The sequence below is a fragment of the Nocardia huaxiensis genome (assembly GCF_013744875.1).
In the GTDB taxonomy this organism is placed as follows: Bacteria; Actinomycetota; Actinomycetes; order Mycobacteriales; family Mycobacteriaceae; genus Nocardia; species Nocardia huaxiensis.
Genome location: NZ_CP059399.1, coordinates 6,717,442 through 6,742,743, shown reverse-complemented (window position 1 = coordinate 6,742,743; position 25,302 = coordinate 6,717,442). Strand labels below are relative to the sequence as shown.

Here is a 25,302-nt window from a genome sequence, read left to right as displayed (position 1 = left end):
AGCCATGGATATTCAAGGAATCGACCACATCGAGTTCTGTGTCGGCGACGCACAGCAGTCGGCCTTCTACCTGTGCACCGCCTTCGGATTCCGCACCGAAGGGCTCGGCGGACCGGAGACCGGACTGGCCGGGCAGCGCTCACTACTGTTGCGCCACGGCGATATTCGCCTGGTGCTGACCTCCGCGCTGGAACCCGACCACCCGGCTGCCCGCTACGTCGCGGCGCACGGCGACGGCGTGTCCTGCGTCGCCCTCGGCACCGCCGACGCCCGGGCCGCCTTCGATCTGGCGGTGGCGCGCGGCGCGGAACCCCTTGCCGCGCCACGGGAATACCGGCTCGGCCGCGAACGGGTCGTCACCGCCGAAGTCGGCGGCTTCGGCGATGTCCGGCACCGTTTCGTCCAGCGCTCCGACCCCGCCGGCGAATTCCTGCCCGGGGCGATGTCCACACTGGCCACCGACCCGGAGCCGCGGCCCGAACTGCTGCGGGTCGTCGACCACGTCGCGGTCTGCCTGCCCGCCGGCACGCTGCCCGCCACCGTGGCCTACTACGAGCAGGTCTTCGGCTTCCGCACCGTCTTCGAGGAGCATATCGAGGTCGGCGAGCAGGCCATGAACTCCAAAGTGGTGCAAAGTGATTCGACCGGTGTCACCTTCACCCTGATCGAGCCCGACACCGCCTTCCGGCCCGGGCAGATCGACCGCTTCCTGACCGCCCACCGGGGCGCGGGAGTGCAGCACCTGGCCTTCCTCACCGCGGACATCATCGGCGCGGTGACCGCGTTCGAGGATCGCGGCGCCCGCTTCCTGCACACCCCCGCCAGCTACTACGCGGGTCTGCGCGCCCGATTCGGCGATCCCGGGCTGGGACTCGAGCAACTGCGGGACACCCACGTCCTCGTCGACCGCGACCACTGGGGCGAGGTCTTCCAGGTCTTCAGCCGCTCGGTGCACGCGCGCGAGACCTTCTTCCTGGAACTCATCGACCGGCACGGCGCGAAGACGTTCGGCAGCGGCAATATCAAGGCGCTGTACCAGGCGGTGCAGACCGCCGAATCGCAGTCGGACCTCGTCACCGCGAGCGCGGAGGAACTGTGATGACCACGACCACCACCGAATTCGACCTCACCGACGACCAGCGGCGGCTGCTGCCCACCGACGAGGATGTGCGCTTCTACGCCGAACACGGCTGGTATCTGAGCAAGAAGCTGCTCACCGACGCGCAAACCGACGAACTGCACGCCGCCAGCGAACGCTTCTACGCCGGTGAGCGCGATCGCGAACTGCCCGCGCGGCCACCGCGGCTGGCCGCCTGGGAGCCGGAGCACGGTGCGGTGCAACGGCACAACGACTACGTGCACTACCTGCACGACGTCTTCGGCGCCATCCTGCGCAATCCGCTGATCGGGGCGGTGGCCGCACGGCTGGCGCAGGCCGAGGAGATCCGGATCTTCCAGTCCACCCTGATCTACAAGCCTCCGGTGGCGGGGGAGCCCACCAATCTCGTGCCGTGGCATTTCGACAAGCACTACTGGGCGACCTCCACGTCCGATCGCATGCTCACCGCGTTCATCCCGTTCCACGACTGCACCGTCGAGATGGGCACCATCACCATGATCGACGGCAGTCACCGCTGGCGGGAATTCGGCGAACGTGACAGCACCACCCTGCATTTCGCCGATCGCGACCGCAGTGAACTCGACGAGATGCTGGCCGTCAACGCGGCCCGCAACGGCGCGCGGGTGCGGCGCGTACCGATGGAGATTCCCAAGGGGCACATGAGTTTTCATCACTGCCGCACCTATCACGGCAGCGGGGCGAATGTCAGCGCCGCCCCGCGTCGCGCGGTCTCGCTGCACCTGCAGGACGGAGCCAACGCCTACCGGCCCGTCACGCTCAGCGACGGCAACCCGGTCGCTTACAACCACGACGCGGTCGTGCGCAGGGTCGACGGGCGGCCCGACTACGCCGATCCGCGATTCTGCCCGACCATCTGGCGCTCATGAACCCGCCGTCGGAGCAGGCGGGCCCGGCCGTTCCCGGGCGCGCCCTGCGCACCGTCACCATTGTCGGCACCGGCCTGATGGGCACCTCGGTGGCGCTGGCCCTGCGCCGGCACGGCGTGCGGGTGCATCTGCTCGACTGTGATGCCGAGGCGGCCGAAACCGCCGCGGAAATGGGTGCGGGAGTGGTCGGAAGCCCTTCCGGCGCAGCGGATCTGGTGATTCTGGCGGTTCCGCCGCGCAGCATCGCCCCGGTGCTGGCCGCGCAACAGGCGCTGGGCGCCGGTCGCGTCTACACCGATGTGGGCAGTGTGAAGGGGTGGCCGTTGGTCAGCGCGGGCGCGCTCGGCTGCGACCTGAGCCGCTACGTGGGCGGGCATCCCATCGCGGGGAGCGAACGGTCCGGGCCCCGCGCGGCCTCGGGCACCCTGTTCCGGGACAAGCCCTGGGTGCTGACCCGTCACCCCGGCAACGACGACGCGTCGGTGGCGGCGGTGACCGAGCTCATCCGGCTGTGCGGAGCCCGCCCGGTGGCCATGACCCAGGCCGCGCACGACCGGGCCCTGGCGCGCACCTCCCATGTGCCGCATCTGGTTTCCGCGATCCTCGCGGCCACGCTCGACGGGGCCGACCGGGAGCTGCTGGCGCTGTGCGGGGCCGGCATCACCGATGCCACCCGCATCGCCGCCGGCGACAGCGCGCTGTGGACCGACATCCTGCAAGCCAATGCCTGCGAGGTGGCCGCGGCGCTGGCCGACGTGGCGGCCGACCTGACCAAGGCGTCGCAGGCGCTGGTCACCGGTTCCGCGGACCTGACCGAACTGCTGCGGCGGGGCAATGCCGGCCGCAGCGCACTGCTCGCCGCCCGGCCGCGGCCGGGCACCTGACCTGCTGCGCGAGACCGCGATACGATCGCGAGGCGGCGTGCCCCACGGGCGCGCCGCCTTTGCGGCTGTGCGCCCCGGGTACTACCCGCCGACAGCGTGTCGACCGTTCGGCTGACACCCGGATTCAGTCGCATGGACGTCGTGGCGGACCCCCTGTACTCGCGAATATTGAAGCATGACAGCGGGTTTGAAGTACTACCGAACGATCATCGTCGGAGTCAACGGGTCTGCCTCGTCGGACATGGCGGTCGACACCGCCGCGATGATGGCAGCCGAGAGCGGTGCACGGCTGATCCTGGTCATCGGGTACACCCGCGGCCCCAGCGAAGTGGGAGTGGACGAGATCCTCAAGGGCGACACCTATCTCGTCCGGGGCAGCACTCCCGCCGAGGAATTCGTGCGCCGCGCCGGCGAGCGAGCCGTGGAGCTGGGCGCGAAGTTCGTGACGCGCTGCGCCATCGCCTGCTCGCCGGACAAAGCACTGCTCACCGCCGCCGAAGAGGCGGGGGCGGACCTCATCGTGCTGGGCGACTCCGGAAGCGGCGGAGCCCGGCGCTGGCGGCAGCTCATGCCGACGCTGCTGGACGCGGTCACCCGCAAGAGCAGCGTGGACGTGCTCGTGGTCTCGCTGCACTCCGGCGCCCGCCGGGTGGTGGGCGGCGGAACGCCCGTCCTCAGGCGTCCGTTGACCGCGGCCTGGGATGGACTTCGCTCAGCAACCCTCGCCCGATCGCGGTCGTGACCGCGGCCGTCCGGTCCGAGACATCCAATTTTCCGAAAGCCCTGGACAGATGTGTTTTCACGGTTGCCTCGGTGATGTGCAGGGCGCGTCCGATCTCCGCATTGGTCATCCCGCGCGCGACGCAGGACAGCACCTCCACCTCACGGGAGGACAGTGCCGCCTGAATCGGTTTGCGTGCGTGTTGGAACAGGCGGCCCGCGACCGACGGTGCCAGCACCGTCTCGCCGCGGGCCGCCGCCCGCACGGCATTGGTCAGCTCGGCGCGCGTCGCGCCCTTGAGCAGATAGCCCACCGCGCCCGACTCGACCGCGCGCAGAATGTCGGAATCCGTCTCGTAGGTGGTGACCACGATGATCCGCACGGCCGGCAGGAACGCGTGAATCCGTTCGATGGCCGTGGCGCCGTCCATGCCGGGCATCCGCAGATCCATGAGCACCACATCGGGTCGCACCTCGCCGATCACGGCCAGTGCCTCTTCGCCCGAACCCGCTTCCGCCACCACGGATATGCCCGAATCGGCATCGAGCATGCTGCGCACGCCCTCCCGCACCATCGGATGATCGTCGACCAGCATCACGGTGATCATGCCGGCACCTCCACCAGCACCGAGGCGCCCGCACCCGGGGTGCTCGAGATCTCCACCGCGCCGCCGATCTGGGCCACCCGCTCCCGCATGCCCGGCAACCCGAACCCGGTGTGCTCACCGGCGGTGTCGAAGCCGATTCCATTGTCGGCCACCAGCAACCGGATGACGCCGTCCACATGCGACAGTTCCACCCGCACCCGCGCGGCGGCGGCATGCTTGCGGATATTGGCCAGCGCCTCCTGTGTGGTGCGCAGCAGCACCACCTCCACCGCCGTCGGCAGGGGCGGCAATTCCGCTGCGGCCGTGACGGTTACCTCGATATCGGTTTCCTCGGCCAGCCGCGCGCACTGCCGCTGGATCGATTCCACCAGCGACGCGCGCGCCAGCGCGGTCGGGGTGAGTTCGGTGACCATGGCCCGAGCCTCCATGAGATTCTCCTGCGCGGCCGTGCGGACCAGATCGACATGACGGCGGGCCGCATCGAGTTGTGCCGCCGTGGGCGGCAGCGCTTCCGCTTCGGGTTCCAATTCGAATTCGATCATCTGCGCCAGCGCCACGATGCTGGCGAACCCCTGTGCCAGCGTGTCGTGAATCTCCCGGGCCAGCCTGGCGCGTTCGGCGGCCGTGCCGGCCTCCCGGGACAGCCGGGCCACCTCCTCGCGGCTCGCCGCCAGCTGGTCCAGCAGGGTCGCCTGCTCACCGCTCTGCGTTCCGATCCACACCATGGACACCCCGATGATCGGGCTCATCACCAGGGCCACCAGCGAAATCGCGACGGCCACCGGCAGCAGCGGCGAATCCGGGCCGTAGGCGACGATGGTGAGCGCGATCGGCAGCGCGTTCACCAGCAGGGCGGCGGCCACCGCGCCGGTCAGCGGCAGCGACATGAACAGCAGCGGATAGACCATGGGCTGCACGGCGACCGCGCCCGGCGCGAAATACAGGGCCGCGATGTAGAGCCCGATGAGCCCCGTGCAGAACACCCAGGCGCGCGGGCCGAACGCGCGCTTCTCCAGGAATTCGTGCCCGAAGACCAGGTACCACACGCCGATTCCGATCAGCGCCGCGGCGGCGCCGATCCGATTGCCCGGACTGTAGCGGTCCAGCAGGACCACGACCAGAATGGCGTTCGCGCACCCCCCGATGAGGTACACATCCCACAGCCGCCGCCACGTGGACGAGTTCCAATACAGCGGCATCCGGCCCGGCCTGGCGGGTTCCCTCCCATGCACCCGTCGAACCTAACACGGGAGATCGCGCCGCCTATCGCTTATTCGACCCGGTGTCGTTGAACCACAGTACGATTCGCCCGATCGCCGTTGTGCGTCACGGTCGCGACGGGGGATCGGATTCGAGCACATCCGAAGGGGATAGCCAGTGAGTGCCCAGCAGCGTCGTGTCGTCGTCGAACGCACCGTCGACGCGTCACCCGAAACCATTTTCGACCTTCTCGCCGACCCGCATCGGCATCACGAGTTCGACGGCTCCGACACGGTGCGCCCGGCCGAGGTCACCGCTCCCGCGCGGCTGTTTCTCGGGGCCGAGTTCACCACCCATATGCGCGTCGTCCCCACCGATCTGGCGCCGTCCACCTTCCTGCAGATCGCCATCGCCGCGGTGCACTTCGGCAAACTCACCAATACCGTCCTCGAATTCGAGGAATCCCGCCGCATCGCCTGGCGCAACTTCGGCCGCCATATCTGGCGCTACGAACTCGTGCCGGACCCGGAGATCCCGAACCGCACACTGGTCCGCGAAACCTTCGACTATTCGACCAATCTTCTCCCCGAATTGATCGAACTGGTGGGTTTTCCGGCCCGCAACCGGGAATCCATGCGAGACACCCTCGACCGCCTCGCGACCCTGGTCACCACGACTGTCGGGTGACCGAGCAGATATCGCGCCCCGTCCACCGCAAGGAATGAGACTAGGGGGTTTCCCGGGGTTCCAGCACGGCACGATCATGCGCAAACTTGCCGCATGACAATCGAATTCATGATGGCGCGGGAACGGTTCCGCGGAGCCGAGACCGCGTCATGACTTCGGTCCAGCCGGCGGAAGTGCTGCTGCGCCGACACTTCCAGGCCCTGGCGGCCCGCCCCAGCTCCTGGAAAGACCTCCGGGTAGCCGACCTCAGCGCCTACCACCGCAGCGTCCTGCTGACCGACGGCACGGTCACCCGCACCGTGGAGGCCCACGCCCTGGAACCCATCACCGTGGACTGCACCGCCCAGTACGAGACGGCCCGCACCGCCGACAACGCCGGTTGGCTCGACCTCGCCCCGGATGAGCCGGTAATCGCCCGGCACGTGAACCTGATCGGCGCCCACACCGAAACCCGCTACGCCCGAGCCGAATCCCTGATCGTGCCCGGCCGCCTTCCGGATGCCTTCGCCACCGCCCTCGTGGTGGAACCGGCCGGAATCGGCGCAGCCCTCCAAGCGACGGAGTCCTACCGCCAACTCCTCTACTACGGCACAACCACGGACGCGATATGCGCCCGCTGCTATCGCATTGTCACCAACGGCCGACCCGCCATAGTGATCCGAGAGTGGTTCCTCCGCTGACCCGTCCATGTCTCGTCACACCGCCACGTCCCCGCCTATTTGAGGGGGAGGGCGCCGTCCATGCCGCCCACGTCGGTGACCTTCCAGTCGGCGTTGCGATCCACTGTCACGTTGTAGGTGACGGTGGTTTGGGCACCCTCGGGATTCTGGGCATTGGTGGAGGAGACGTTGACGAAGACGTTGACCTTGTAGGCGCCGTTGGATTCGGACATGACCTTGGCGGAGATGGGGGTGCCGGTGGAGGTCCACTTCAAGGGGGTGAGGAGATCTTGCAGTTTGGGGGCGCTGGCTTCGAACTTGGTGGACAGCGCGGGGGTGGTGTTGGACTTCAGGCGGGTGACCCAGGTGTTGAATTCGGTGAAGTTGACGGTGGAGGCGCCCACCGCGTAATCGGTGGCCACCTGTTCGGCATGGGCCTGATCGCGGGCGGTGGTCTCGTGGGCGGCGAGGTCGCTGCGGGCGGACACGAGGAAGCCGGTCAGGGTCAGCGACACGATGACCGCCAGCGCCAGCGCCGCGGACCAGGCGAGGGTGGTCAGCGGGACGGCGACCGAGCGGGCGGGCGGGGCCGGCCTGGATGGGCGGGCGGCGGGTTTCGACGTTTCCTCTTCGGAATCGGTTGTGGCGCCGGTGGTTTCGGGCTCGGTGGCCTGGTCCGGATCGATGGTCATTGGTGCTCCCACTGTTTCGTACCCTGTTACTTCACGGCGATCTGCAGGCGCAGGGTGCCGTCGTCGGTGGTGGCGTGCAGCGCCTGGGAGATCAGGCTGCCCAGATCCAGGCGGCTGATCAGGGGCGGGGCCTGCGCCAGGACGGGGGCGAGCATCGGCCACAACGGCGCGAATTCGGGGCCCATGATGTCGAGGCGTTCGGCGGTCTCACGCAGGAAGGGGGCCAGGCCGATGGTGTCGGGGCTCTCCTCCAGGAAGGAATCGGGGGCGTTGCCGGCGCGGATGACGCGGGTGATGGAGTCGGCCACCTCCGCCACGCGCGGGCCGAAGTCGGCCCACGGTCCGGCCGCGCCGCGCAGGGCGGGGCCGGTCCAGTCCATGTCGGTGGCGCGGGATTGCATGGCCAGCAACATTTCCCGGATCAGGTCGGTGCGGCTGAGCAGGGTGGCGGCGAGCAGGTCGGTGGCCCGGGACAGTTGCGGCACGATCGTTTCCGTGCCGGTCATGGCGGTGCTGAAGGTGTCTACGATGGAGGCGAGCGCCTCGGGGTTCAGCTGTCGCAGCAGTTCGGTCGAGGTGCGCGCGATATCCGGAATCGACTGGGGCGCGGTCACTTCGGTGGCAGCGACGGTCTGCCCGTCGCGCAGGTAGGGGCCGTCGGCGGTCTCCGGCCGGAAGTCCAGGTAGGCTTCGCCCAGCCCGGACAGGCCCTCGATGCGCACCGCGCTGGCCACCGGGATGCGGTAGTCGCCGCGCACCCGGAAGTGCACCTCGACCCCGGCCGGCACATGCGTCACCGAGGTGACCTGGCCCACCTGCACGCCCGACAGCAGCACCTTCGAACGGGGCAGCAGCCCACCGGATTCCGGCACCGTCATGGTCGCCTCGACCTGATCGCGGAACCAGTCCGCCTTGACCACACCGAAGGTCAGGTACGCGCTGCCGAGCACGAGGATGGTGACGATGCTCGCCACCGACGCCAGGGAACTCGCCTTCACCGGACCACCCCGATCATGCGCAGGGCCCGCACCATGGCGTCGACCTGCTCGTCATTGGACACCGGCGCGGCCGGACCGGCGACGTTCACCCCGGTGATGTTCAACTTCGGCCCGTTGGCCACGTACGGAATCACCTTGTCCCGCAAGAGCGCGACGAGCTTGCTGAGGTTGTGCGGAGCGGTCAGATCCAGGGGATTGTCGCCCAGCATGAGCGGCACGAAAGCCTTGGCGGCCGCCTCGCTCGCGTCCAGGAACGGGCGCAGCCACACCAGTGCCTCACCGATGGTGCCCAGCGAACCGACGATGCCGAGCGTGTTCACCAGCGCCTGCACATCGGCCGGAATATCGACCGCGCCGCGTTCGCTCAGCAGCGCCCCGAGCTCATCCGGATTGTCCAGCACCGCGTTCAGATCCTTCTGGAACGCGGCCAGCGCGCCGTCCATCACGTCCAGATTGGCGCTGATGTCCTCGATATTGGAGCCCATCCGGTCGAAGATGCGGGCGGTCTCCGACTTGTCCTGCGGCAGCACCGCATTCGCCTGATTGATGATCTCCTGGATCTGGTGCACGGCCCCGCCGGTGATGAACGTGGACATGCCGACCAGCAGATCCTCCACCTGCAGTGCGGGTTTGGTCTGCGTCAGCGGAATCACCCCGCCCGGTGGGATGGTCGCGCCGGTGTCGCCGACCGGGGTGATCAGGCCGATGAAGATGTCACCCAGAATGGTGTTCTGCCGCAACTGCACCGTGGTGGTCCGTGGCAGCCGCACCGAGCTGGAGATCTCCACCACGGCGTCGATGCGTCCCGGCCCGGCCTCCGAAGGATCCACCACCGCAACGGATTTCAGGTTGCCGATCTTTGCGCCGTTGGCGACCACCTTCGCCTGCGTGGGCAGGTTCAGCGCACTGGCGAACTGGATGTGCAGCTCGTAGGTGTCACCGGAGACCGATGCGCCCGGCACGGGCACCTCGGCCGGATTGAACCCGCAGCCCACCGGCAGCACCATCGCGACGCCGAGCGTGGACGCGGCCAGCGCACGCCACCAGCGGCGCGCGGGGGAGTGGTTGCTCATCGCGCACCCGCCATTCCCAGTACCAGCGGCACCAGATTCACATTCGCCAGCCCGTTCCCGCCGTCGCGGCAGGTGTCGGGGCTGAGCGCATTGACGACCGCGCACGCCTGCGCGGCATTCTCCTGCGGCAGCGCCACATTCGGCGCCCGGTAGGTGACCCGCACCTGTCCGGTCTCCGGGTCGATCGACTGCTGGAACGTGGTGATCAGGGAGGGGATCATGTCGAGCAGCTTCTGCAGCCCGGAGATGCCCGCCCCCAGCAGCTTCACCTTGGGGATGGCCGCGTCCAGCCCGCGCAGAATGGGCTGCCCGTGCTTGCGGAAGATCTCGTTGAACCAGGGCAGGATCACCAGCAGCGAGTCCACGATCGTCACGGTCGTGCCCCACACCGAGTTGATGAATCCGATGCCCTCCTGCGCCTGCGTGAGCGCGACCTTGATGTCCTCCCAGTTGAACGCGACACTGGCGGCCAGCTCACCGAAGGCATCGATCATCGCGCCCAGGTGCCCGATGGCGGCATTGGGCGAATTCAACGCGGTGCCAAGGTCTTTGATCAGTTGATTGAGCTTCTGCCCGGTCCCGGTCGTGGCCTGATCGAACGCGGTGACGCTATTGCGCAGCCGGGCCTGTTCGGCGGGATCGCCGTGCCCGGTGAGCTGATCGGCCAGCGTGGAGAACGCGTCCAGCGTCTGGGTGATGGACTTGGGCGTGAAAGTCTTGGTGATGCAGCTGTCCTGCTGCCACCGCGCGCCGGAGGTGTTGTCGCCCACCACTTCCAGCGCCCGGTCGGCGACCAGGGTGTCGGAGACGGTGGTGGCGGTGACCTCCCCGCGCAGCGGATGATCGGCGTCGACGGCGAATTCGACTCGCACGCCGGTGCCCTCGGGCCGCACCGTGGTCACCGACCCGACGGGGATGCCGAGCATGGTGACCTGGTTGCCCTCGTACAACCCGACCGCGTCGGGCATGATCGCGCAGTAGGCCAGTGTCTTCTGCAGCGGATTGAACGTGACCAGGTATCCGGTGACGGTCAGCGCCACCATCGCGGCCACCCCCGCCAGGGTGACGAAACCCTGTGATCCCAGAAAGCGTTTCACGATCTCAGCACCCCTTTCCCGGCAGTGGCACGCAGAGTTCGGGCGCGGTCACGGTGAGCGCGGACTGGTCGAGCACCACCCCGTCCTGTGGGGTGACCGCCCCGGCCAGCCGCGTCTTGATCTGCCCCAGATTGGTGATGGCCTGATCGAAGCGCCGGCCCAGATCCTCCAGCTGCGGCACGGATTCGGCGAGCTTGTCGGCGAGCGGTTCCAGCGTGCTCTTCCAGGCTGGTTCGATGCCGGCGATGCGGGAGAGCAGCTCCGCGCAGATGCGCAGTGACTCGGCGATCTCGGCTTTCTTTGCCAGACCGGCGGTTTCGAGGGAGCCGATCTCACGAAGGAAGGTGCCGATCAGGCTCCGGTTGCCGTTGATGGCGGTCAGGTATTCGTCCATGACCGACATGGCCTGCGAGATTCCGGTGTTCTGCCGGTTCAGCAGCCCGACCAGGGTCTCCATCGCATTGCCCATGCGCCGCAACGCATCCGGGCTGTCGGTCAGCGAATCCTGCAGTGCGCCGAAGTTCTCGCGCAGGGTGTCCCCGTCCACCTGGGCGATGGGTGTGGCCGCGTCCTGCAGGGTGCGAATCAGGCTGTAGGGCAAGCGGACCCGGTCCATCGGGATGGCCTTGTCGCCGAGCGGCCGCTCCCCGGCGGGGAAGGCGGCGATGTAGTGCCCGCCGACCACGGTGAGCATGCGCACCTCCAGGGAGGTGGCGTCGCCGAGGAACACATTGTCGTCGACGGTGAACGTCATGCGCACCCGATCCGCCAGCAGCTCCAGGGATTTCACGCTGCCGACGTGCATGCCCGCGACCCGGATCTCGTCCCCGGCCTGGACCGAGCGGGCCTCGCTCAGTTCCGCGGTGTAGGTGACCTTGCCGACGGGCAGGATGTAGATGATCCCGGTCGCGATGAGCAGCGCCGCGAGTGCGATCACGCCGAGTACGCCGTACTTCAGTTCCCGTCGCCCGGCGGCGGCTGCGAACGGGTCGTGCGCGGTCAGTTCTTGCATATCGAGATCCTCTGGCCGGAGATGAGCACCGAGAACGGCGCGGGCACCTCCCCCTGTCCCTTCGAGCAGTTCATATCGATCAGGCTTGCGGTGCTGTCGGCGGCGGGCGGCATGAGATTGGCCAGCGATTGCAGCAGTCCGGGCAGTCGCCCGAGCACGTCGAGGGCTTCGTCCGGATTCGGGAACAGCAGCCGCAGATCGTGTTCGAGGTTCGGATTGTCGGTCTCGGTGAAGCCCAGCGTGCCCAGCAGACTGCTCAGCGGCCCCATGGTGGAGGGCGCGACCGCGGCGAACCGCAGCAGGCCGTCGAGTTCCTTGCGGAACGAGGTGAACACGTCGGCCAGACCCTTCAGCAGCGTGATCAACTGGGGCGACTTGCCGCCGATCTGCCCCGAGATGTCCCGGAGGTTGGCGACGATCAGGTTCAGCACCGCCTGCCGGTCGGACACGTAGCGGCTCAGCTTCTCGAAGGCGTCCAGGGCCGGCCCGATGCCGTCGCCATTGCCCTCGACCACCGCGAGCACGCTCTCGGTGAACTGGTTGAGCGCGCCGGGCGAGAATTCGGCCAGCACCGGCTGTAAACCGTTGAACAGCTGGGTGATATCGAAGGACGGGATGGTCCTGTCGGTGCCGATGGTCGCGCCCGGCCGCAGCCGCTCACCCGGCCCCTCGGGCTGCTTGACGTCGACATACCGCTGGCCCGTGAGGGTTTGGTAGCGGATGGCCAGCGTGCTGGTCGCGTACACCGGCCGGTCGTCGTGCACCGTGAACTCGACGGTGGCCTGCGTCCCGTGCAGTTCGATGCCCGCGACCTTGCCCACCTGCACGCCGTACATGCGTACGTCGTCGCCGGTTTTGAGCCCGCTGACATCGGTGAAACTGCCGTAGTACGACGTGGTTTCACCGGAAACCGGCCGCACGATGGCATTGATGACGACCAGCAGCAGCGCCGCCATGGCGGTCGCGAACAGTCCCAGTCGCAGCAGGACCGCCCGCATCGAGGTCTGTTTCATCGCCCGCCCTCCGTCGCCGGAGCGGTGAGCGCCGCGAACGCCTGCTGGCCGAGCATCGGAATACCCACGGCGGGAACGCCTTTCAGCGTGACCGCGAGATTCACGGTGGGCCCGTTCGGGGTGTCGGCGAAGACCCGGTGCAGCCGCTCGATCATCTCGGTCACCTGCGCTCGCGCGGCCGCCGGATCGGCGATGGTGTCCGCCAGCGCCTGCACGGTCGGCGCCAGCTGATCGGTGGACGCCGCGAAATGCGTTCCCGCCACGTTCAAGACGTTCGCGATCCCGCCGAGCGCGCCATTGCGCAGCATGTCGATGGAGGCGTTGTAGCGGTCGCGATCATTGACGAAGACTTCGATATCCATGATGGCTTTGGCGAGCTTGAACGTGGAAGAGGTGAATTCGCCGAAGCCGTCGAAGAATTCGCTGTACCGGCCGAGCAGATACGACACCGGATACTGCTGGGTGTCGGCGACGACGGTATTGAGCATGATCACCGCCTGCAGCATCGGCGTGAACGCCCGCAGATCACCGTTGACCTGGGTGAGCAGTTCGGTCAGTTTCGGGGTGAGCACATCGGTGGCGGTGCTGGTGAGCTGCCGCAGCAGCGCGCCCATGGTCACGTCGGTGACCTTGCCCGCCAGATCGATGAGCTGCCCGTCGCGCAGCGCCGCGCCGCCCTCGGCCTTGCGCAGCGCGACGGCGCTGACACCGAACAGGTTCTCCGGCGCGTAATCCACGCTCAGCGCGTCGGTGAGCCCGGCGGTCTGCGCGCGATCCAGTTCCAGCGTCAGCAGCTGCCGCCCCTGATCGATCGGCGCCACCTCGGTGATCTCACCGACGGCCACGCCGTCGTAGCGCACCGAGGCGCCGGCGACGATGCCCTCCCCGGTCTGCTCGGTGCGCAATTGGATGCGAATGCGGTCACCGGTCGAGCGATCGGTGTAGACGTTCCAGGCCGGGACCGCCAGCACCAGCAGCGCCGCCAGCGCCGCACCGGCCGCACGGGCTCGGTTCCGGGTGGTCTCCACTCCCGGTATCCCATAGTTAGGCATGTGTCACCCCGGGAATTCGATCGAGGAATTGATGCCCCACAGCAGCAGTGTCAGCACCATGTCCAGGCCGATGATGGCGACGAAGCTGGCGCGCACCGCCCGACCCGAGGCGATGCCAACGCCCTCGGGCCCACCGGAGGCGAAAAAGCCGTAGTAGCAATGGATCAGGATCACCGCGACGCCGAACACCAGGATCTTGACCACCGCGGCGAGGATGTCGTACCCGCTGGTGAACTGGAAGAAATAGTGGTCGTACACCCCGCTGGCCTGGCCGTGCAAGGCCACGATCACCGTGGAGCAGGCCAGATACGACAGGATGAGCGCGATGAGGAAGGTCGGCACGATGGCCACCGCGCCCGCGATGACGCGGGTGGTCACCACGAACGGCACCGACCGCAGGCCGAGCGATTCGATGGCGTCGATCTCCTCGGAGATGCGCATGGACCCGATCTCGGCGGTCATGCGGCAACCCGCCTGTGCCGCAAAGCCGATGGCCGCGGCGATGGGCGCGAGCTCGCGGGTATTGGCGAAGGCCGACACCACGCCGGTGACCGACCCGAGCCCGATCAGATCCAGCGCCGCGAACGCTTGAATGCCCACGCCCGCGCCGATGGACACGCCCAGCACCACCAGCATCGGCACGGTGCCGCCGCCGACGATGAAAGAGCCACGGCCCCAGGTCATATCGGTGATGGTGCGCAGCGTCTCGGCACGATAGCGGCGCAGCGTCAACGGGATTCCGGACAGCGCCTGCCAGACGAATCCGAGCGCGAATCCGGCGTTCTCCATCGGCGTGAGTGTGCGTCCGCGCCGGTTGTACAGGCGCACAAGCCAATTCAAGCCCTTGGGGGCGTACGGTGCGGCCGTCATCATGCCACCCGCATGGGCAGGAACATGGTGACCACCTGCGTGATCACCAGATTCACCACGATGATGGCCGCGACCGACAGCACCACTGCGGCATTCACCCCGTCGGCCACCCCGCGCGGCCCGCCGCGCGCCTCCAGTCCGCGCTGACAGGCCACGATCACCACCAGGAAGCCGAACAGGATGGCCTTGGCCAGCGAGATCCACACATCGGTCAGCACGGTGAACGCGCCGAAAGTGGCCCAGTAGCTGCCCGGCGTCACATTCTGCGCGCCGATGGCCACGCAGTACCCGGCCACGATGCCCACGAAAATGATCAGGATGTTCAGCAGCGGTGCCACGATCACCATGGCCGCCACCCGCGGAATCACCAGGCGGTGCACGGGATTGATGCCCATGACGCGCAGCGCGTCGATCTCCTCGCGCACCGTGCGCGCCCCCAGATCCGAGGCGATGGCCGAGGCGCCCGCCCCGCCGAGCAGCAGCCCGGTGGCGATGGGCGCGCCCTGCTGGATGACCCCCATGCCGCCGGCCGCGCCGATCAGCGAATCCGCGCCCAGCTGGTGAATCAGATTGCCCACCTGCACCGAGACGATGACCCCGAACGGAACCGCCATGAGAATGGCCGGCAGTGCCGTCACGGTGATCAGATACCAAGCCTGATAAAGCATTTCGCGCCACTGGAACTTCCGGGCCACGAGATCGGCGACCGTGCCGCGGACCGCTTCGACACCCAGGTCGACCGTCCGTCCGAAGGTGCGCAGGCTCGTGATCGCGACGTCGGAGAAGTTCCCGCGGACGATCTGCAAGGCCGTGGTCGTATCGCCCCGTGTTCGGGTCGCCGACTCGGTCCGCATATGGTGTTCCTCCCTTGGCGTCCTTCGGCCGATGCCGGGAAATCGCTCGGCCGAAGATCTTTTTGCACCGTATGCAGCGGCGATCGCCGTGCCCATGGCACCGGCAGCCACCCGGTTGACAATTTCCGACTGTGACCGCCCTCACCGGTGCGGGACGGGAGTGATCGCCGCACACCTCGACTGCGACAAGGGATTCGCGGGCGCGCGTCACCGTGGTGTCCATCGCGCACGCGGTCCGGGTGCGGACTCGCTGAAGACCCGGGCCCGGACCGCGCCGTGCCGCACGGATTCGCCGTGCGGACGCTCAGGAGGCCAGCGGGATGGTGGAGATGGTGGCGCGGACGAAATCGGCCAGGCTCGCGGCCACGGGTTCGGGGGAGCCGTCGGCACGGGGATCCGCGCCGGCGGCCACATCGCAGTGCAGATAGCCCGGGAACCAGTGGGTGTTCTCGGGGTAGACGCCCCAGCGGGTGATCACGTTCGTGAAACTGGAGGCGCCCATGAGGTTGATGTACGGCAGTCGCGCCGCGCCCGCCTCGTGCCGGACGGGCGCGAGGGACCCGCTGCGGCAGCCACCGAATACCGCTGCGGCATCGAGGCTTTGGCGGTTCGGGAAGTAGTCCTCGAAGACATTGAGGCGTCCGCCGGCGAGTAGCCCGGCCAGTTCCGCGATGCTGACCACCTCGCTGGCGGCGGTCGCGGCCGGTACGCCGGAGCGGCTGGGCTGGACCGGGGCGTCGCCGGTGCCGCAGCGGTCGTAGTCGCGCCAGTGGTACAGCTCCTCGAAAGACGTCGGGCTGTACCGCGGTGCGGTGCCGAACGCGGCTTGATAGAGCGGTCGCAGGCCCGGAATTCGACTGGCCTCGAAGGGAATCGGGAAGGTGCGCGGGGCGACGTTCTCGCTGTCGAGGGTGCCGCAGCTCATGGACAGCACGGCGAAGTTCATCGAGGTGTGCGCGCCGCTGAACAGGCCGAGCAGTGCCCGGTTGGTCAGCCGTAGCTTGCGGTAATCCGGTGTGCCGGTGAGGAATTCGCGCCAGGTGCGGGCGGTCGAGCCGCGCAGGGCGATATGCGGTGTGCCGCTGTCGGGCAGCAGTCGCAGAATATCGGTTTCCTCGTCGGGCGCTTGGACGGCGGCGACGGCGATGGCCGCCACCACGGCGAAGGCCTCGGGATTGCCCCAGCCGCCGCGCAATACGGCGGTGCTGCGCGGAATCAGCCCGCGTCGCATGGCCGCCGGGATCCGTTCGAGTCTGCGCGCCGCCGCGCCGAGTGGGCGGGCCAGCCGGGGCCGATCGGCCAGGCGCAGCGGATCCAGATGGGTGACGGTGTCCAGGGCGATGAGTCCGGCGATCTGCTCATGCCCGGGGCGGCCGTCGAAATCCCACGCGGCGTAGGTCCCGGCCTGGATGCCGCCGAGCGAATGCCCGCCCAGGAAGATCTTCTCCGCGCGCACGTCGGGGTCGGGAATCTCGCGGACCAGGACCTCGTGCAGATCCCGCACGGTGCGGGCCATGCCGAATTCGGCCAGGAACGCCAGATCGCGATCGGCGACGAAGCCGGCGAACCGGCGGCCGCCGACGGTGCGGCCGCCGTAGTAGTAGTCGAAGGCGAGGTGATAGTCCCCCTCGGCCTTGGCCACCTCGATGGCGGAATGATCTTCTACGCCATTCGCCCGGCGGTCGATCACCCATACCTCCGCGGTCACGCCGGCGGCGCGCAGGTTGCGGAGGGTGTTGCGGGCCAGCGGTTGCAGCGATCGGGCGCCGGCGATGGCGCCGGGCAACAGCGTGATCACCGCATCGGCGCGGGCCGGGTCGGCGTCGGCGTCGTCCCACCTGACCCGCAGGTGGCGAAGTACGTCGCAGTCGGCGGGGTGGTCCGGGAAACCCGCGGGGAGGGCAACTGGCTGGGTCACCATACTGAGGCGAATGCCCTCAGTTCGTTCGAGCACGTCCTCAGTGCGCATCTGCGCCACCTCCCCGTTGTTCAGTCTGCCCGCACGCGGTGTGAAGAGTTTAGGCAAAACGCGAAAAACAATGCGCTGATCTGGTAGATAACGGCGCAAATGGCACATACCGTGGCGGCTCAGATCAACGTTTCGGGGGTGCCCGTTACCGTCTGGTACAGATGATTCTGTAAGTTGGACCACACCAGCGGTGTGGAGTTGATATCTTTCGCCACATCCAGTGCATGGGCAGTTGTTGGTTTGCACGTCGATGAGGACACGGGATACATGTTCGACTGGGATCTACTGAGGAACACCTCCAGCGTTCATATCTTGACGCGACTGGCGGAGGAACGGGGAATGCCGGCCGCGGCCTGTCTGGCTGGGACAGGCATCGCGCCGGGGGCGGTGCTCGATCCGAATTCGGAGATCACCGCCCGGCAGGAGCTGACCGTGGTGCGCAACCTGCTCGCGCGCTTCGGCGACGAGCCGGGATTGGGAATCGAGGCGGGCAGCCGCTATCACATCTCCATGTACGGGCCGTGGGGTCTGGCGCTGCTCAGCAGTCGCACGCTGCGGGACGCGGTGGATGTGGCGCTGCGGAATGTGGAACTCGCCTTCGCGTTCGGCCAGCTCAGCTTCGAGGAGGAGGACGGCAAGGTCCGGATCCGCTTCGACGACCACGAGGTGCCCGAGGACGCGCGGCCGTTCCTCGCCGAGCGGGTGATGACCGGCATCCAGACGCTGGGCCGTGAGCTCTATTCGATCGGCATCCCCCTCGACTACATCGCTTTCGCGCATCCGGCCCCCGCCGACACATCCCGGCACGTCGCCATGTTCGGCGTCGAACCGGCTTTCGGGGTGCGGTGCACCGAGGCCAACTTCGACGCCGCGTACCTGGATCTCGAACTCCCGCAAGCCAACGACTGGGCGCGCAGCACCTGTGAACAGCTCTGCAAGGACCTGCTGGCGCGGCGGCACGCGCGCACCGGCATCGCGGGCGCGGTGCGGGATCTGCTGGTGCGCAATCCGGGCGAGATCCCGGATCAGACGGCGGTGGCGGCGGAACTGTTCATGAGCCCGCGGACGCTGTCGCGCCGGCTCAATGAGGAGCGGACCTCCTTCCGGGCCCTGCTGGACGAGGTGCGGCAGATGATGTCGGAGGAACTGCTCGACCACACCGATATGACCACCGATCAGGTGGCGGCGCGGCTGGGGTATTCCGAGGCGGCGTCGTTCATCCGGGCGTTCCGGCGCTGGAAAGGGTGCCCGCCGCAGGAATATCGCGCGCGCACCGGCCGGACGTCCGCGCGGATGCTCGAAGCGGTGTGATCGGCGCGCGAAAAGCGCTGTGCTGTTTGCTGTTCCGGTCAGCGAATTGACTTTCTCCGCCAGTGCTCCGGGCCGGGCGCCCGGCGACGGAAAATGTCAATCGGCAGGCTGCCGCAGTGCTGGCCGGGCACTCGAATCCACGGCTACCGTCCCTCGGGAAATCGGTAGCGTGGAGGTCGCGAGGTGGACAGTTCCCAGTCCGGGCAGCAGAGATTCGACTTCGACTGGATCGTCGTCGGCAGTGGCTTCGGGGCCAGTGTCGCCGCATTACGGTTGTCGGAGAAGGGCTACCGGGTCGGCGTGCTCGAGCAGGGGCGGAGGTTCCGGGACGCCGACTTCGCCGAGAAGGCCTCCCAGCTGAGCAGATTCCTGTGGTTGCCCGCCTTCGGGCTGCGCGGGATTCTGCGCCTGGCCCCGTACAAGCATGCGACGGTACTGGCCGGGGTCGGTGTCGGCGGTGGCAGCCTGGTGTACGCGAACACCATGTACCAGCCGCACAGCGACGACTTCTACCGGCACCCGCAGTGGGCCGAATTGGCCGACTGGCGAACCGAATTGGCGCCGCATTTCGACACCGCCAAGCGCATGTTCGGCGTCGAGCCGTACCAGGGGGCGCGTCCGGTGGACGGGCTCATGCGCGAACTGTCCGAGGATCTCGGTGTGCCGCAGGGATATCGGCGCACACCGATCGCGGTGTATTTCGGCGAGGCCGGAAAGACCGTCCCCGACCCGTATTTCGACGGCGACGGTCCGGCGCGCACCGGATGTGTGCGCTGCGGGCAGTGCATGCTCGGCTGTCGCTACGGGGCCAAGAACAGTCTGCCCAAGAACTACCTGTGGCTCGCGGAAAAAGCCGGTGCGACAGTGCTTCCGGAACTGAAGGTCGTGGATATCGCGCCCCTCGGCGGCGGATCGGGCGAGGACGGATATCGGCTGACCGCCCGTCGTCCGGGCTTGTCGCGCAGGGGTGCGAGGGAATTCACCGCGCGCGGTGTCGTGGTGGCCGCGGGCGCGCTCGGCACCAATGAGCTGCTGGCGGCGTGCAAGCGCAACGGCTCGCTGGCCGAACTCTCCGAACGGCTCGGAGAAGTGGTGCGCACCAATGACGAATCCATTCCCGCGGCCACGACGGTCGCGGATGCGGCCGACTACCGCAGCGACGCCGCCATCACCTCCAGCATCTTCCTCGACGAGCACACGCATTTCACCAACAACACCTACGGCGACGGCGGCGCGCTGCTCTCCCTCGTCTACGGACCCGCCACCACCGCCGATTCGGCGCTGGGCCGCTGGGCGCAATTCCTCGCGGGCTATCCCGGATATCTGTGGCAGCTGCTGCGCAACCGCCACTGGTCGCGTCGCACGGTGATCTTCACGGTCATGCGCGGCACCGATGTGGCGCTGCGCCTGCGACGCGGATTCGGCCCGGGTCGACTGCAAACCGAATCCACCGGCCCTGCCCCCGACGGCGAATCGGCCATCCAGATCGCGAGCCGGGTGGCCGCGCTGGCCGCCCGGCGCATGAACGGCCGCCCGCTCGCCGCGCTCGGCGAAACCCTCGGCTCCGCACCCATGACCGCGCATTTCCTCGGCGGCGCGGTGATCGGCAAGGATCGCGACCACGGCGTGATCGACAGCCGCCACCAGGTTTTCGGCTACACCAATCTGCTGGTGTGCGACGGCTCGGCGGTGCCCGCGAACGTCGGCGTCAACCCGAGTCTGACCATCTGCGCGATGGCCGAGGCCGCCATGGCGCATGTGCCTCAGGCCGCAGCGGTCCCGGCCGGGCGCTGATCCTGAACACGGTTGTGGCCCTGCTCCGGGCACTCGGAGCAGGGCCACAACCGAATCGGGTGCAGATCAGTCGACGAGGTCGGCGACCATCACCTGCACCAGCCGGGTATAGCGCCGAACCTGTTCGGGCAGTTCGGTCGCGCCCGCCGCGTCCACCACACGCGGATTCGCGAACTTGCGGGTCTGCCTGCGGTAGGTCGCCTCGCCGCCGCCCGCGGCCTTCACATTGCGCAGCCAGTCGGATTTGCTGCCGTAGGGCAGCGGCACGATCAGCAGGCCGTCGCGGTAATTCGCGACCACCGGGGTGGCGAACGGCCTGCCGGACTTGCGGCCCCGATGGTGAATCACGCTGTAGGGCGGGATCTTTCCGGCGTAGAGGCGGGTGAACGGGTTGGTGATGTAGCGGTTGAAGGTGGGCAGCCAGCTGGGCGCGAGCCCGTCGCCGCTCGCCTCGTCCCGGACCCACTTCAGCGGCCCGCGCCGCCACATGCCCGGTTCGGGTTCGACGCCATGGGTTTTCAGCAGCATGGCCAGCATTTCGTAGTGACCGACCAGCATGCACAGGTCGGCGATCTGCGCCGCGGACAGGTGGCCGGACAGCCCCTCGAAGGTGGCGTCGCCGATCATCCGATCGGCATGCAGTTCGTCGACCGCGCGCAGCAGCAGGCGCTGGTGTTCGGTCCAGCCCTCGGCGTCGGGACCGGCGGTGACGCGTTCCACGGTGCGCAGCGAGAGCCCGCTGAGCCGGGCCGCGTACACGTGATGATGCCATTCGTAGCGCGCGCCCGCGTTCCAGGCCGTGCGCAGCGTGGCCAGCTCGCAGTCCACGCGAGTCAGCTTGCTGCGCAGGACGAGCCGGATCCCCAGGGGCGCGTAACCGAGGGCCATGGCGCCGCTGCGGCCCATGGCCTCCAGCACCTTGATGCGTCCGCCGCCGCCGATCCGGCCGCCGGCCCGCCCGGCCAGCCAGGTGAGAATATTGGTTCTGGAGAACTTTCCGAGTTCGGGCATGCGCTCGTCCGCCGCGGCCCGCCAGTGTGGCGAGGCGTCGGTCGAGGCGGCGACATCGGGTTTCAGCGTCACGGGCTCCTCCAGGTTTCGGCATCCGGACAGAGCGCCGGATGACGTGAGCGTAGGAATTCGCCGCGACCACCGAACAGGACGGCATGCGCCAGCTGGTTGACGATCCGCGCCAAGGCGTTCCGGCCCACCGGGTTTGACCTGCGCGTGATCGACCTCGCCGGAAAACTCGCCTAGACTGTCTGGGACGGAACCTCGGGCGCGCGTCGTGCCGCGCCGCAGGAAAGGAACGGCAACGTGGCCGGACTCAGAAGAAAAGGCATCGCCCGCATGGCGAAGGTGGCCAGCATCCCCGCGACCATGATGGCGCAGCGGATCACCGCCACCGGCAAGGTGTTGCTCGCGGGCGCCGAACGCGGCACCGTCACCGACGAGATGCTGGACAAGGCGGCCGAACAGGTCTTCGCCGTACTCGGCGAACTCAAAGGCGGCGCAATGAAACTCGGGCAGGCGCTGAGCGTGGCCGAGGCCGCCGTGCCACCGCGGTTCGCCGACCACTTCCGCGACGCGCTGACCCGGTTGCAGCAGGAGGCGCCGCCCATGCCGGTGGCGGAGACGCACCGGATGCTGGATCAGCAGCTGGGCACGGCGTGGCGCAAACGCTTCGCGGAATTCGACGACACCCCCATTGCCGCGGCCAGCATCGGGCAGGTGCACAAGGCGGTCTATCACGACGGCCGCGAAGTGGCCGTCAAGGTGCAGTACCCCGAGGCCGAGAACTCGCTGCGCGCGGATCTGACCATGCTGCAAATGGTTTCGGGCGCGTTCAACACGCTGCTGGCCGGTACCAATGCCCGCCAGCTCATCGAGGAGTTCCTGGCGCGCACCGAGGACGAACTCGACTATCGCATCGAGGCGGCATATCAGCGGCGCTTTGCCAAGGCGTTCGCGGGCGATCCGCAGTTCTTCGTGCCGAAGGTGGTGGCCGCGGCGCCCAAGGTGCTGGTGACCGAGTGGATGGAGGGGACGCCGCTGTCGCGCATCATCGCCGATGGGTCACGGGCCGAACGCAATCGGGCCGGGCTCATGCTGGCGGAGTTCGCGCTCATGTCGCCGTCGCGGGTGGGGCTGCTGCACAGTGATCCGCATCCCGGGAACTTCCAGCTGCGGCCCGACAATCGGCTCGGGATCATCGATTTCGGGGCGTGCGCGCAGACGCCGCGCGGAATCCCCGCTGCCGTAGGACGATTGGCGACCCGCGTGCTCGCCGAGGACTGGGCGGGGATGGAGCGCGTCATGCGGGCGGAGAACTTCATCAAACCCGGCGCGCCCATCGATCTGGAGGTCATGATCCGGCGCACCGCGCCGATCGTCGCCGAGATCGACGGCTCCAACTTCCATTTCAGCCGGGCGCTACTGCAGGCGGAGGTGGCCAGATCACTGGATCCGGAGAATATCTCCCTCACCAACGCGCGGGCGTTCAAAGCGCCCGAGGACTATCCCGAGTACGTCATGCTGGGGCGGGTTCTCAGCGGCGTCGTGGGCATCTGCGCCCAGCTCGACGCCGAGGGCCCGTTCCTGGATCTGGCGCGCCGCTGGATCCCCGAATTCGATGGCGCGGCCGAAGCCGCGTCCTGACCACGGGTTTTACCGATCCGCGTTCATCGTGTGGGCGATCATCTCATGCGTGCGGTAGTGCCCGACCAGCACACACAGCTCCATGATCTGCCGAACGGTGAAGTGGTCCAGCAACTCTCGCCAGGTGTCGTCGGACAGGAAGAATTCGCGATCGAGTTCGGCGACCGCGCGGGCCAGCAGTTTCGCGCGGTCGGTGGCGGTATCGGGCGCGGGGTGCAGCGCGGCGCCGACCTCGGCGGCATCCAGGGTGCTGACGCGGGCCATGGTGCGCCCGTACCAGCCGATCAACGCCCGCAGCGGCCGCTGCGGAGCCAGCGCCGCATCGCCGGGAGTCCACGGCGTGCCGGGGTTCAAACCCGGTGCGGGATGCCGGATTCCGGTGCGCGGGCGGCGCGGTTGTGCGCCGCTACGGGAGCGCGGCCTGCCCAGCAGTGGTTCCGGCGGCATGCCCGCGCTCTCCTCCAGCATTGCGATGAGCTGGTAATGCGCTGTGACGAAACAGATTTCGACCAGCTCCCGGTCGGTGTACCCGAGCTCGCGCAGCCGTGCCACCGTGGCCGGGCCGATGGCGAGATCCTCGTGCAGCTCGTCAGCCGCCCGCAACAGCGCGGCCTGCCGCCCGCTCCACCGGCGATGGCCGGGACCGGCCTGCACGGCCTCCAGGAACCCCGGCCGCTCCCGCACCCGCGCCCACAGCGCGTGCGCCGCATAGTGATAGAAGTGGCCCGCATTCCAGGTGGCCCGCAGCACCAGCAGTTCGATATCGCGATGGCGCAGCTTCGCCACCAGCAGCTGGCCGAACTCGGCCGGCCCCTCCAACGCGAACAGCACGGCGAGCAGCCGCGGATGCACGGTGCCGATCCACCAGATCTGGGTGGAACCGGGCAACAGATACCGCAACCAGCCCCAGCGCGGTCGCAGTCGCGGCACCCGCGGTGCGGGCCAGCCCAATCCATCCATGCAAGTGATCCCGTCGTCAGTTGTGCAGGTAGGTCGAGATCCACGGGCCGACCATGGGCCCGGCCACCAGGTCGAGCTTGCCGTCGCCGTTGAGATCGACCGCCTCCACCGATTCGACCGAGGCGGGCGCGGAATGCCATTCCGCGCGCACGAACCGCCCGGTGCCGTCGCCCCGCCACAGGGTGAGATGCAGCGTGATGGAATCCGCGGCCACCATGTCGACCTGGCTGTCGCCGTCGAAGTCGGCCAGGGCGAGCCCCGCATTGCCGGGCGTGCCGATCGTCCAATTCGACTGTCGCGGACTGTCTTCCCCGCCCAGCCAGACATTCACCCCGCCGAGGCTGGTCACGCCCACGACGTCCGGACGCCCGTCGTGATCGACATCGGCGACCCGGATCGCCTCCTGGATCAGATCCGGAGCAAGCACTGTGCGAGCACGCCCGAAGTCCCCGGTGCCATTGCCGTACAACACGGTCAGCATGACCGGGAACCCGCTCGCCACCACGATGTCGGCATTGCCGTCGGCATCGAAGTCGGCCGTTTCGAGCCCGACGCTCGCGAATCCCGCGACCAGCGAGCGGCCGGTGAACGCCCCGCGCCCGCCGTCATTGTGGAACACCGTCGACGGCGTGGCCGCCACCGCGAAATCCAGCCGCCCGTCACGATCGAAGTCGGCGGTCCGGATCGCGCCCGGCGCCACACCCCACGCGAAATACCGCCCCTGCTCGGCGAATCCGCCCGTGCCGTCCCCGTAGAGCGTCACGATATCGCCGACGGCATTGGCCACGATCAGGTCCAGCGCACCGTCGCCATCCAGGTCACCGGCGGTGATGCCGTCGGGTGCGATGCCGGTGGGCAGGTGCCGGGGCGGCTCGAAGGCGCCGTCGCCGCGTCCGGGCAGCACCCGGATGCCGAATCCGCACAGGTCCGTCACGGCCACATCCGCGCGTCTGTCCCCGGTGAAATCGCCGGTGGCTATGGCCTCTGCTGTGGGTGAGTTGCCGCAGACGGTCACGGCCACACTGTGTTCCGGCCCGAACACCGGTGTCCCGGGGTCGGTCCGCGCCGTTCCCGCCGCCAGCTGTGCGGCGGTGGCCACCGCGCAGACCATCACGGCGATTCTCCCTCGGCTACCGGACATCGGAGTCTCCCGATACTGACGCGCGGATGTAGTGGAGCCGAAT

At 68.2% G+C, this 25,302-nt stretch carries 24 protein-coding genes; 9 read left to right on the top strand and 15 right to left on the bottom strand.

Annotated elements, in window-relative coordinates:
- Positions 1-4: 4 nt before the first annotated feature.
- From hppD to H0264_RS30670, 4 genes are all read left to right on the top strand, one after another.
- Complete coding sequence (gene hppD / locus H0264_RS30685; RefSeq protein ID WP_181580779.1) at positions 5-1,099, top strand: 4-hydroxyphenylpyruvate dioxygenase; 1,095 nt, start codon at positions 5-7, stop codon at positions 1,097-1,099.
- Positions 1,099-2,007, top strand: a complete 909-nt coding sequence (locus H0264_RS30680; RefSeq protein WP_181580778.1) for a phytanoyl-CoA dioxygenase family protein — start codon at positions 1,099-1,101, stop codon at positions 2,005-2,007. Before hppD ends, H0264_RS30680 begins: the two co-directional genes overlap by 1 nt.
- Complete coding sequence (locus H0264_RS30675) at positions 2,004-2,891, top strand: prephenate dehydrogenase (protein WP_220139868.1); 888 nt, start codon at positions 2,004-2,006, stop codon at positions 2,889-2,891. The genes H0264_RS30680 and H0264_RS30675 overlap by 4 nt, the downstream gene beginning before the upstream one ends.
- 175 nt (positions 2,892-3,066) lie before the next feature.
- The gene (locus tag H0264_RS30670) at positions 3,067-3,633 is read left to right on the top strand and encodes a universal stress protein (RefSeq protein WP_181580777.1); all 567 of its coding nucleotides are present in this window, start codon (positions 3,067-3,069) and stop codon (positions 3,631-3,633) included.
- Here H0264_RS30670 and H0264_RS30665 read toward each other — a convergent pair.
- Both H0264_RS30665 and H0264_RS30660 read right to left on the bottom strand, forming a co-directional pair.
- Positions 3,566-4,219 (bottom strand): response regulator transcription factor, encoded by a 654-nt coding sequence (locus tag H0264_RS30665; RefSeq protein ID WP_181580776.1) that lies wholly within the window; start codon positions 4,217-4,219, stop codon positions 3,566-3,568. The two genes, H0264_RS30670 and H0264_RS30665, sit on opposite strands and share 68 nt — an antisense overlap.
- Positions 4,216-5,451, bottom strand: a complete 1,236-nt coding sequence (locus H0264_RS30660; protein WP_231084748.1) for a sensor histidine kinase — start codon at positions 5,449-5,451, stop codon at positions 4,216-4,218. Before H0264_RS30660 ends, H0264_RS30665 begins: the two co-directional genes overlap by 4 nt.
- A 145-nt stretch (positions 5,452-5,596) precedes the next feature.
- Between H0264_RS30660 and H0264_RS30655 the strand changes: the two genes are divergently transcribed.
- Positions 5,597-6,106, top strand: coding sequence for an SRPBCC family protein (locus H0264_RS30655; protein ID WP_181580775.1), 510 nt, complete (start codon positions 5,597-5,599; stop codon positions 6,104-6,106).
- A 149-nt stretch (positions 6,107-6,255) separates the two neighbouring features.
- Complete coding sequence (locus H0264_RS30650; protein WP_181580774.1) at positions 6,256-6,786, top strand: chorismate--pyruvate lyase family protein; 531 nt, start codon at positions 6,256-6,258, stop codon at positions 6,784-6,786.
- Between the two features lie 35 nt (positions 6,787-6,821).
- Here H0264_RS30650 and H0264_RS30645 read toward each other — a convergent pair whose 3' ends face one another.
- The 10 genes from H0264_RS30645 to H0264_RS30600 all read right to left on the bottom strand — a co-directional run bounded on the left by H0264_RS30645 (position 6,822) and on the right by H0264_RS30600 (position 17,395).
- Entirely contained in the window at positions 6,822-7,457 is a 636-nt protein-coding gene (locus tag H0264_RS30645) for a hypothetical protein (protein ID WP_244975998.1), read from the bottom strand.
- Positions 7,458-7,483: 26 nt separating this feature from the next.
- Positions 7,484-8,455 (bottom strand): MlaD family protein, encoded by a 972-nt coding sequence (locus H0264_RS30640; RefSeq protein ID WP_181580773.1) that lies wholly within the window; start codon positions 8,453-8,455, stop codon positions 7,484-7,486.
- On the bottom strand, positions 8,452-9,528 hold the full coding sequence (locus H0264_RS30635) for an MlaD family protein (RefSeq protein WP_181580772.1): 1,077 nt from the start codon (positions 9,526-9,528) through the stop codon (positions 8,452-8,454). Before H0264_RS30635 ends, H0264_RS30640 begins: the two co-directional genes overlap by 4 nt.
- A complete protein-coding gene (locus H0264_RS30630) occupies positions 9,525-10,625 on the bottom strand; it encodes an MlaD family protein (RefSeq protein WP_181580771.1) in 1,101 nt (366 codons plus the stop codon). Before H0264_RS30630 ends, H0264_RS30635 begins: the two co-directional genes overlap by 4 nt.
- Positions 10,626-10,629: 4 nt before the next feature.
- On the bottom strand, positions 10,630-11,637 hold the full coding sequence (locus H0264_RS30625) for an MlaD family protein (RefSeq protein WP_181580770.1): 1,008 nt from the start codon (positions 11,635-11,637) through the stop codon (positions 10,630-10,632).
- Complete coding sequence (locus H0264_RS30620; protein ID WP_244975997.1) at positions 11,625-12,650, bottom strand: MCE family protein; 1,026 nt, start codon at positions 12,648-12,650, stop codon at positions 11,625-11,627. Before H0264_RS30620 ends, H0264_RS30625 begins: the two co-directional genes overlap by 13 nt.
- A complete protein-coding gene (locus tag H0264_RS30615; RefSeq protein WP_181580769.1) occupies positions 12,647-13,678 on the bottom strand; it encodes an MlaD family protein in 1,032 nt (343 codons plus the stop codon). Before H0264_RS30615 ends, H0264_RS30620 begins: the two co-directional genes overlap by 4 nt.
- A gap of 27 nt (positions 13,679-13,705) precedes the next feature.
- Positions 13,706-14,572, bottom strand: coding sequence for an ABC transporter permease (locus H0264_RS30610; RefSeq protein ID WP_181580768.1), 867 nt, complete (start codon positions 14,570-14,572; stop codon positions 13,706-13,708).
- A complete protein-coding gene (locus H0264_RS30605; protein WP_181580767.1) occupies positions 14,572-15,426 on the bottom strand; it encodes an MlaE family ABC transporter permease in 855 nt (284 codons plus the stop codon). Before H0264_RS30605 ends, H0264_RS30610 begins: the two co-directional genes overlap by 1 nt.
- A 304-nt stretch (positions 15,427-15,730) precedes the next feature.
- Positions 15,731-17,395 carry a hypothetical protein gene (locus H0264_RS30600; RefSeq protein WP_181580766.1) on the bottom strand — a complete coding sequence of 555 codons (1,665 nt, stop codon included), beginning with the start codon at positions 17,393-17,395 and terminating at the stop codon, positions 15,731-15,733.
- A gap of 312 nt (positions 17,396-17,707) precedes the next feature.
- Between H0264_RS30600 and H0264_RS30595 the strand changes: the two genes are divergently transcribed.
- Both H0264_RS30595 and H0264_RS30590 read left to right on the top strand, forming a co-directional pair.
- Entirely contained in the window at positions 17,708-18,706 is a 999-nt protein-coding gene (locus H0264_RS30595; protein ID WP_181580765.1) for an AraC family transcriptional regulator, read from the top strand.
- A gap of 183 nt (positions 18,707-18,889) precedes the next feature.
- Positions 18,890-20,500, top strand: coding sequence for a GMC oxidoreductase (locus tag H0264_RS30590; RefSeq protein ID WP_181580764.1), 1,611 nt, complete (start codon positions 18,890-18,892; stop codon positions 20,498-20,500).
- A gap of 66 nt (positions 20,501-20,566) precedes the next feature.
- Here the strand turns inward: H0264_RS30590 and H0264_RS30585 are convergent, their stop codons facing one another.
- Positions 20,567-21,583: a nitroreductase family deazaflavin-dependent oxidoreductase gene (locus H0264_RS30585; RefSeq protein WP_181580763.1), complete on the bottom strand. Its 1,017-nt coding sequence runs from the start codon at positions 21,581-21,583 to the stop codon at positions 20,567-20,569.
- Positions 21,584-21,817: 234 nt separating this feature from the next.
- Between H0264_RS30585 and H0264_RS30580 the strand changes: the two genes are divergently transcribed.
- Entirely contained in the window at positions 21,818-23,158 is a 1,341-nt protein-coding gene (locus H0264_RS30580) for an ABC1 kinase family protein (protein ID WP_244975996.1), read from the top strand.
- A gap of 9 nt (positions 23,159-23,167) precedes the next feature.
- Here H0264_RS30580 and H0264_RS30575 read toward each other — a convergent pair whose 3' ends face one another.
- Both H0264_RS30575 and H0264_RS30570 read right to left on the bottom strand, forming a co-directional pair.
- The gene (locus H0264_RS30575; protein ID WP_181580762.1) at positions 23,168-24,118 is read right to left on the bottom strand and encodes a carboxymuconolactone decarboxylase family protein; all 951 of its coding nucleotides are present in this window, start codon (positions 24,116-24,118) and stop codon (positions 23,168-23,170) included.
- A 16-nt stretch (positions 24,119-24,134) separates the two neighbouring features.
- Complete coding sequence (locus tag H0264_RS30570) at positions 24,135-25,259, bottom strand: FG-GAP repeat domain-containing protein (RefSeq protein WP_181580761.1); 1,125 nt, start codon at positions 25,257-25,259, stop codon at positions 24,135-24,137.
- Between the last annotated feature and the right edge of the window lie 43 nt (positions 25,260-25,302).

Coding starts and splice junctions, on each gene's coding strand:
- H0264_RS30680 (WP_181580778.1), top strand. CDS start 1,099: ATGACCACGACCACCACCGAATTCGACCTCACCGACGACCAGCGGCGG.
- H0264_RS30645 (WP_244975998.1), bottom strand. CDS start 7,457: ATGACCATCGATCCGGACCAGGCCACCGAGCCCGAAACCACCGGCGCC.
- H0264_RS30650 (WP_181580774.1), top strand. CDS start 6,256: ATGACTTCGGTCCAGCCGGCGGAAGTGCTGCTGCGCCGACACTTCCAG.
- H0264_RS30670 (WP_181580777.1), top strand. CDS start 3,067: ATGACAGCGGGTTTGAAGTACTACCGAACGATCATCGTCGGAGTCAAC.
- H0264_RS30665 (WP_181580776.1), bottom strand. CDS start 4,219: ATGATCACCGTGATGCTGGTCGACGATCATCCGATGGTGCGGGAGGGC.
- H0264_RS30600 (WP_181580766.1), bottom strand. CDS start 17,395: ATGCGCACTGAGGACGTGCTCGAACGAACTGAGGGCATTCGCCTCAGT.
- H0264_RS30675 (WP_220139868.1), top strand. CDS start 2,004: ATGAACCCGCCGTCGGAGCAGGCGGGCCCGGCCGTTCCCGGGCGCGCC.
- H0264_RS30625 (WP_181580770.1), bottom strand. CDS start 11,637: ATGCAAGAACTGACCGCGCACGACCCGTTCGCAGCCGCCGCCGGGCGA.
- hppD (WP_181580779.1), top strand. CDS start 5: ATGGATATTCAAGGAATCGACCACATCGAGTTCTGTGTCGGCGACGCA.
- H0264_RS30570 (WP_181580761.1), bottom strand. CDS start 25,259: ATGTCCGGTAGCCGAGGGAGAATCGCCGTGATGGTCTGCGCGGTGGCC.
- H0264_RS30605 (WP_181580767.1), bottom strand. CDS start 15,426: ATGCGGACCGAGTCGGCGACCCGAACACGGGGCGATACGACCACGGCC.
- H0264_RS30610 (WP_181580768.1), bottom strand. CDS start 14,572: ATGACGGCCGCACCGTACGCCCCCAAGGGCTTGAATTGGCTTGTGCGC.
- H0264_RS30575 (WP_181580762.1), bottom strand. CDS start 24,118: ATGGATGGATTGGGCTGGCCCGCACCGCGGGTGCCGCGACTGCGACCG.
- H0264_RS30620 (WP_244975997.1), bottom strand. CDS start 12,650: ATGAAACAGACCTCGATGCGGGCGGTCCTGCTGCGACTGGGACTGTTC.
- H0264_RS30635 (WP_181580772.1), bottom strand. CDS start 9,528: ATGAGCAACCACTCCCCCGCGCGCCGCTGGTGGCGTGCGCTGGCCGCG.